The sequence below is a fragment of the Exiguobacterium sp. TNDT2 genome, from assembly GCF_003331145.1.
Classification (GTDB): domain Bacteria; phylum Bacillota; class Bacilli; order Exiguobacteriales; family Exiguobacteriaceae; genus Exiguobacterium.
This window is the reverse complement of the sequence record NZ_QLVE01000048.1, coordinates 1-6,663: the sequence shown is the minus strand read 5'-3', so window position 1 is coordinate 6,663 and position 6,663 is coordinate 1. Positions and strand designations below refer to the sequence as shown.

At 49.2% G+C, this 6,663-nt stretch carries 8 protein-coding genes; 4 read left to right on the top strand and 4 right to left on the bottom strand.

Features of this window, described 5'->3' with window-relative positions:
* The first annotated feature begins 395 nt into the window (after positions 1–395).
* Genes DPV68_RS14190 through DPV68_RS14175 form a run of 4 tightly spaced genes read left to right on the top strand, consistent with a single transcriptional unit; the run spans position 396 to position 4,509 of the window.
* Positions 396–2,222 (top strand): BglG family transcription antiterminator, encoded by a 1,827-nt coding sequence (locus DPV68_RS14190; protein WP_114167427.1) that lies wholly within the window; start codon positions 396–398, stop codon positions 2,220–2,222.
* Entirely contained in the window at positions 2,219–2,491 is a 273-nt protein-coding gene (locus tag DPV68_RS14185) for a PTS sugar transporter subunit IIB (RefSeq protein WP_114167426.1), read from the top strand. Before DPV68_RS14190 ends, DPV68_RS14185 begins: the two co-directional genes overlap by 4 nt.
* 14 nt (positions 2,492–2,505) lie before the next feature.
* Positions 2,506–3,774 carry a PTS ascorbate transporter subunit IIC gene (locus tag DPV68_RS14180; RefSeq protein WP_114167425.1) on the top strand — a complete coding sequence of 423 codons (1,269 nt, stop codon included), beginning with the start codon at positions 2,506–2,508 and terminating at the stop codon, positions 3,772–3,774.
* A 3-nt stretch (positions 3,775–3,777) separates the two neighbouring features.
* Entirely contained in the window at positions 3,778–4,509 is a 732-nt protein-coding gene (locus tag DPV68_RS14175) for a sugar isomerase domain-containing protein (protein ID WP_114167424.1), read from the top strand.
* 65 nt (positions 4,510–4,574) lie between these two features.
* Here the strand turns inward: DPV68_RS14175 and DPV68_RS14170 are convergent, their stop codons facing one another.
* From DPV68_RS14170 to DPV68_RS15125, 4 genes are all read right to left on the bottom strand, one after another.
* Positions 4,575–5,015, bottom strand: a complete 441-nt coding sequence (locus tag DPV68_RS14170; protein WP_114167423.1) for a small multi-drug export protein — start codon at positions 5,013–5,015, stop codon at positions 4,575–4,577.
* Positions 5,002–5,457 carry a MarR family winged helix-turn-helix transcriptional regulator gene (locus DPV68_RS14165; RefSeq protein WP_157964210.1) on the bottom strand — a complete coding sequence of 152 codons (456 nt, stop codon included), beginning with the start codon at positions 5,455–5,457 and terminating at the stop codon, positions 5,002–5,004. The genes DPV68_RS14170 and DPV68_RS14165 overlap by 14 nt, the downstream gene beginning before the upstream one ends.
* A gap of 115 nt (positions 5,458–5,572) precedes the next feature.
* Positions 5,573–6,178: a hypothetical protein gene (locus DPV68_RS14160; protein WP_157964209.1), complete on the bottom strand. Its 606-nt coding sequence runs from the start codon at positions 6,176–6,178 to the stop codon at positions 5,573–5,575.
* Between the two features lie 227 nt (positions 6,179–6,405).
* The coding region (locus DPV68_RS15125) for a hypothetical protein (RefSeq protein WP_232819663.1) at positions 6,406–6,663 on the bottom strand (258 nt) is incomplete at its 5' end.

Below are 6,663 nucleotides of genomic sequence, written 5' to 3'. Positions count from 1 at the left end.
CGAGCTTGGTCGTTAAAATAGCAACCACGTGTTATGGTGATGAGCCCATAAAATAGAAGCCATTTCTTGTATACATTCGATGTCGAAATTTCGATTCCCGTTCCTGATATAAAAGATAGTGTATACAAAAAAAGATAAAGATTAGAACATCTGATAGGGGAATGACGGCAGGTTCAATGCCGATATATATATATATTTACCGGTGGTTTCCGTCTATAGAGCTGTCTGTTCAGAGATTGATGGCGGTCGCGTAAAAAGTACGAGAGGGTAGGTTCAGACCCAAAAGAGCAATGTCGACATGTGATGACCAAAGTTCTATCCATTCTTGCGTGACTAGTTTGGACTTCCAACCAACATGCAGGCGCTCTATGATTTGAGTAAGGGGGATAAATAAGATGCATCTTACGTACCGCCAATTATCGATGGCCGAGGTTTTATATTATTTACCTGGGGTGACGGTCACCAACCTGGCCAATCAATTCTTAGTCACTCGAAAAACGATTTACACCGATATAGAGACGATTCGTCACTGGTTGAAAGATACACAGTTAGGAAGCCTTTTAAAAGACGAGTTGGGGCGTTATAGCATTCGAGTGTCAACTCCGAGTTTTGATGAGCGGCTCGGGGAAGAGATGCAGGCGTTCCGATCTTATGAAATCGGCGAGCGGCAAGCGGTACTCTTATATCTGCTTTTTACTCGGCTCAATGGGCACCTCGAAGATTTCATGGAAGAGCTTCAAGTCAGTCGAAATACCGTTCTGAACGATTTGGCGACATTACGTGACATTTTGAGCCATTATCAAGTCAATCTGATTCACGACACAAGGGCCTATCGTTTCGAGGGTGAGGAAATAATTGTTCGTCGCACCTTGATCAACCTTCTTAGCCCATACACTCAAAAACTGCATCGCATCGGATTACTTAAAGAGACGAGCCCAGTCGCCTCACAGGCGTCCCATATGTACCAGCTGGCAAAACAGATCCAATCGATAAGAATAGCCCAAGGCCATTCATTGACCGCGCCGTTCAATGAGGCTGAGTATGACAACGTGCTACAGAAAGGGTTGTCCATCCGGCTGGAACAAGATACATCCTTGGACATCGCGACGACCTTCGTCAAACAACTCTCTTCGTTGATTCATATAGAGATCGACCCTCGCGCCATCCCGCTTATCCATGCCCATTTGACGGCGGCCTTGTATCGACATGCGGTAGGGATTGTATACCCGAACCCGTTATATAAGGACGTGCTACAACAGTTTCCACATATGTTCCGACTCATCAAAGTCAGCCTACGTACGTTAATCACGACCCGGATGAGTAAAGACTTCGAGGAGCAGGAAGCCTCTTTCTTGACACTTCTTGTCAATAGCCACTTAATAGAGGCCCCACATCGTAAGCTGACGATCGCTTGTTATGAAGGGACGACGATATCGTACTCCATTCGAGAGCAACTCATAAAAGCCGGCGTCACGGCTGAAATGATCGAGTGTCGCTCCTTTGAGAACATTGAACACGCTGATGTGCTCATCACCACGACGGCTCCACCAAGGGACGTGGCAAAAAAGGACTGGATCCGGGTGGCACCGATTTTGACGGAAGCCGACCTCATCAAGTTGAAACCTTATATCAGCAAGCAGACGTTTAACCGTCAAATGATATTGCGAGTCGTCAAACGAAACGTGTCTGAGGTCAGGTACCGAGCCATCTTGAATGAAATCAAAGTAGAGGAGCAACTACACCACCATCAGAATAAAGGGGATTATCCGATCATGCTACGAGATTTACTGACAGAAGAAACCATACATGTCACGGCAGACACGTTACCGTGGGAAGAAGCCGTCCGTCTAGCGGCGCGACCACTTCTTGAGACAAAACGCATTGAACCGGGATATGTCGATGCTGTCATTGAAAACATTCACGCTAATGGGGCCTACATGGTTCTACGCGATGACTTCGCACTCCCACACGCGCGGCCGAGCGAACAAGTGAACGAGTTGAGCATGAGCCTACTGGTGCTCAGAGAATCGATCCCATTCTCAAATGAAGAAGTCCCGGTAAACGTCATTGTGTTCTTGGCGGCCGTGGATACTGACTCTCATCTCCATGCACTGTCTGAACTCATTGAATTACTTTCTGACAATCCCACATTCGACGCCATCTCACAGGCTAAGACGCCTGACGAGATTTTGTCAATATTTCAAGAGGAGGAGCAACTATGAAACACGTATTAGCGGTTTGCGGGTTTGGGGTCGGATCATCCATGGTCTTAAAAATGCAGGTGGAGAAGGCATTTACCGAGCTCGGAATCGAAGCCCAAGTGGATAATACCGACATCTCTTCCGCGACCAGCATGAACCCGGATTTAATCTACACTTCTGCCGAGTTCGCCGACCAACTTGAAGGGCAAGTGCGCTGTCCCATCATTTCAATCAAACAGTTCATGAATTACAAAGAGGTGCTTGAGGCCACTAGACAAATCGACCTGTAAAGGAGTGCGTTGCTATGCAATTACTAGAACTCGTCATCACCGAAGTATTTCGACAGCCCCCGATTCTTTTAGGACTCATTGCCATGGTAGGGCTTTTATTGCAACGAAAGGCGTTCAGTGAGGTCGTGAAAGGTTCGGCGTTGACGGCCATCGGTGTCTTGATTTTGACGCTAGGGACAGATATTATCGTACGCTCCATCGCCCCGATTCAAAATGCGATGACCTCGCTCGCGGCGGCGGATGGGGCCAGTGCCGTATCTGAACCCATCGATATCTTGACCGATTACGGAGGGGCCATCGGTATCGCGATGATGTTGGCGTTTTTGACAAACGTTTTGGTCGCGCGTTTCACACGGATCAAACATATCTTCTTAACGGGACATATGCTTTTTTGGTTCCCATACGTGTTTGTCGCCGTTGCCGTCGAGAATCAGTTTTCTACGACGGGTGTCATCGTGTTCGCGACAGTTGCCTCGGCCTTTTACTTCATCGTCATGCCGGCCCTTCTCACACCTTTCGTGACGGCAGTGACGGGAGACCGTTCGTTCACCTTAGGTCACCCGACAGGATTTCTGTCCCTAACGGCCGCTATCATCGCGAAATATGTCGGGAACAAGGACAAGTCGACGGAAGACCTCAAAATCCCGAAGTCGTTAGGTTTTTTCCGGGAGATCGCTATCACTGGTGGTGTGGTCGTGCTTCTCGTCTATATCGTCGTGGGCCTGTGGGTCGGTAAGAGCGCAATGGATCCGGAGACCACGCTCTCCTTAGGGACCTACGCACTCACCAAAGGTCTCGAGTTTGGGGCTGGTCTTACGATCATGCTGGCCGGGGTACGGATGATGATTCAACAGATTCTACCGGCCTTCAAAGGGATCTCGGATCGATTGGTGCCAAACGCCATCCCGGCGCTCGATGCGCCTATTATTTTCAACTATCGCCCGAATGCCATGATGATTGGTTTTATCGTGGCGATGTTCACTTCAACGGCTTTGATCGTGTTGATTAACAGCCAATTCAACTTAGGGTTTTTGTTGTTGCCTTTGGTCATCACGTCTTTCTTTGAATGTGGAACGGCCGCGGTCTTGGCGGAAGGACAGGGCGGATTGAGAGGGGCCGTCATCGGTACCACGGTAGCTGCCGCGGTGATGGTGTTATTATTAGCGATCAGTATTCCGGTCTTCTCGAACACGATAGGCGATTGGATGCTCATCTTTGGAGGGAACGATTTCTCCTTATTCGGTTGGCTTGCGGACTTAATCGCTCGGATAATAGGAGGATGATCCATGAAGGATAGTTATTTACGTCAGGTCGAGACGCAACTGAAACAAGTGGAGGCCGATGCCGAGATTTTTGAAGAGGCCGCCGCCTTGATTGTGGAGGCTATCTCGTCAGGGAACACGCTGTTCACTTTCGGCGCATCGCATGCGGGGATTTTGTCTGAAGAATTGTTCTACCGGGCCGGGGGCTTGGCCCTCTTTAATCCTATATTTGATCGTAACCTGATGCTTGACACACGTCCTGTGACCAAAACGTCTGATCTGGAGTCACTTGAAGGTTACGGCCGGGTGTTGGCCAAACATGTCCCGTTCCAAGCAGGTGACATTTTGCTCGCCCATTCCGTCTCGGGGCGGAACCCGGTGATGATCGATCTCGTCACGGCTGCCAAAGAGCGCGGGGTCAAAATTATCGCCATCACCAACAAGACCTATTCGATGGAGACCACGTCCCGGCACTCGAGTGGGATGCGTCTCTACGAACTGGCCGATGTGACGTTCGACAATCACGGGCGTACAGGGGACGCCACCGTGTACATCGAACCACTGGACCAATACATCGCGCCCACCTCCACCGTGATCGGGGCTACGATTGTCAACATGCTGTTGGTAGAAGTCGTCGAAGGATTGCTTGAGCATGATATTGAACCACCTATCTTTTACAGTGCCAACTTAGACGGGACGGCCGAAAAAAATAAGGAGATGCTATCAAAGAATCAAACAAGAATCCATTACATGTAACCGACGGGGTGCCGTTGTTCCTTTTGAGAACAATGGCACCCCGTTACCTATTAACGGGATTCCATTCAGACGGCAATCTCGATGCCTTGTGAGGTCAGCCAGGCAATCAATAGCCCATAGCCGAAGATGCTGATTGCCGAATAAATTAAGAGAGTCAACCGTTTCATGCCGATGGAGTGTCCGATGACGCCGACCACCCAAGAGCCGAGGAGCGGGGTGACGAGGATGATGATCCAGCTCCCTTTCTCGCGCATCAAATAACTGAGGCGATGGTTCTCTAAGCGATCTAACCATCCGCTGAGGCGTTTGAACCGATGTAGCCAATCATAGAAATAGGCAAGCAGGGGGATCGGCAAAAAATTACCCACTCCAGCCCATAGCACTGCGGAGATTCCATCGAGACCTAGAAGCATCGTGCTCGGAATGGCCAAATAGATCTCGAACATCGGAAAGAAGCCCATGAACCAAGCGGTCGCCGCCAAGCTGACATACTCAACGAGTCCCATCGTTGTCCTCCTTCACTCTCGTCACGACGTCAATCAACTGGTCGAGGGAAGTGACGAGCCTATTCAGTTCGCGTTTGTCGATTTGGGAGTAGTAAGTTTTTGACAGATGCGTCGTCAACTCGGCAAGCGTTACCTGATACTCTAGCCCCTGTTTCCCGAGCGAGACGAGGGTCACACGTTTGTCCGAGTCCGCCCGGCGTCGCTGGATGAACCCATCCGCCTCCAGACGATTCAGCACTTGGGTGACCGCACTGGGGGATATCCGGAACGCAGTGCCGATCTCGCTAGGGGTGGTATTCGACTGTGACATGACATAATTTAGGATCGCTTCCGATTGAGGGGTCAAGTCGAACCGGACGAAATGTCGATAATCTTCAAGCAAGAGAAGTTGGAGCTGGTCGAATTTTTTATTCAATTGTAGAGCCACTTGAGCAGTATCCATGATGACCTCCATCAATATGATTTAGTTAAGTTAATTAAATCATATGTGAAGAAAAAGCTCCAGTCAAGGAGCAAACATTGAAGTCCCTTCTTGTTATGTCACGAAGAATGATTTCTTAATCCGTGGTGGCGAATAGGAGTTCGGTCAACTCGCCGAGAACAGGGTGTATCGGACTTAGTGTGGCTTCCTGCAAGAAACCTTCGAGCGTGCTCTTCACCACGAAGGCGTGTTCTTTCAGATCAAGGGTCTGGATATGTCGGACCGCGTTTATCCAGCTCTCCTTGCTATCAAGTCGAGTGAGGAACTCGATCATTTCTTGATACAGATCCTCTACCGACCTGGCCGTAGGTGGCTCCTCGAAATAGCGGAGCGGAAGAGCGCCTGAAGATTGACGGGCGTACAGACCCGTCCAAGCATCATCGAGCAAGCGCCGCAATTCTTTGGTCAAACACTGGGCGCGTACATGATTCCCTTCAATCAAGAGCAACATGTAGGCAAGCAGCTGGGCATTGATCAGAAACGCCAAATTGTAAGCCTGCACTTTGGAAGCATTCGAGTAAAGATGACGGATGGTTGACTGGAGGGATGAGATGAAGTGTCGATCGAATGAGGTGAACAACTCCTCGACCTCCTCACCCCACCAAAAGTGACGTTCCCGATACAAAATCATATAAAAATCGCGATAGTTCAAGACGATATCGAACTGGACATCCAATTGCATTACTCCTCGCCCATCCTTGTCGTTGTCACGCATACAGGAATAGAGCCAGTGGTCATGTCAAACGAATCGGTGACGACGTACCTTCTGACAGTGCAGGTGTACTCATGTCGTGACCAGATACGTGATGTCCATCTCGAATTCGGTTGCGTCGCCGACCTATCGGATGACATCATCCGTACAGAATATGTGTAGGTATATGTAGACGAATCTGCATACACCTAAATCAATTATATCCTCCGTATGTTTAGGATGCGCCAATCCTTCACGTTTTGTTCGTCCATATGTTGAGTGACGCGTTCGATCATTCTAAACCGTTCGCGTTGACAAAAATTGTAGGCTTCTTCCGGTAATGGCAGTTCGACCTCAATCGTGACTTTCACTTTTTTTCTTCGTTTGTCGAATCGATTAAGCAAATGATGTTCCAGCTTCGTGATGAACACGTCGTCGCCAACACCCTCTTCTGACTTCAGTACGCCGGTTATCTC

Excerpts from the sequence above, each read along its gene's own strand:
- DPV68_RS14190 (WP_114167427.1), top strand. The coding sequence starts at position 396 with ATGCATCTTACGTACCGCCAATTATCGATGGCCGAGGTTTTATATTAT.
- DPV68_RS14175 (WP_114167424.1), top strand. The coding sequence starts at position 3,778 with ATGAAGGATAGTTATTTACGTCAGGTCGAGACGCAACTGAAACAAGTG.
- DPV68_RS14160 (WP_157964209.1), bottom strand. The coding sequence starts at position 6,178 with ATGCAATTGGATGTCCAGTTCGATATCGTCTTGAACTATCGCGATTTT.
- DPV68_RS14180 (WP_114167425.1), top strand. The coding sequence starts at position 2,506 with ATGCAATTACTAGAACTCGTCATCACCGAAGTATTTCGACAGCCCCCG.
- DPV68_RS14170 (WP_114167423.1), bottom strand. The coding sequence starts at position 5,015 with ATGGGACTCGTTGAGTATGTCAGCTTGGCGGCGACCGCTTGGTTCATG.
- DPV68_RS14185 (WP_114167426.1), top strand. The coding sequence starts at position 2,219 with ATGAAACACGTATTAGCGGTTTGCGGGTTTGGGGTCGGATCATCCATG.
- DPV68_RS14165 (WP_157964210.1), bottom strand. The coding sequence starts at position 5,457 with ATGGATACTGCTCAAGTGGCTCTACAATTGAATAAAAAATTCGACCAG.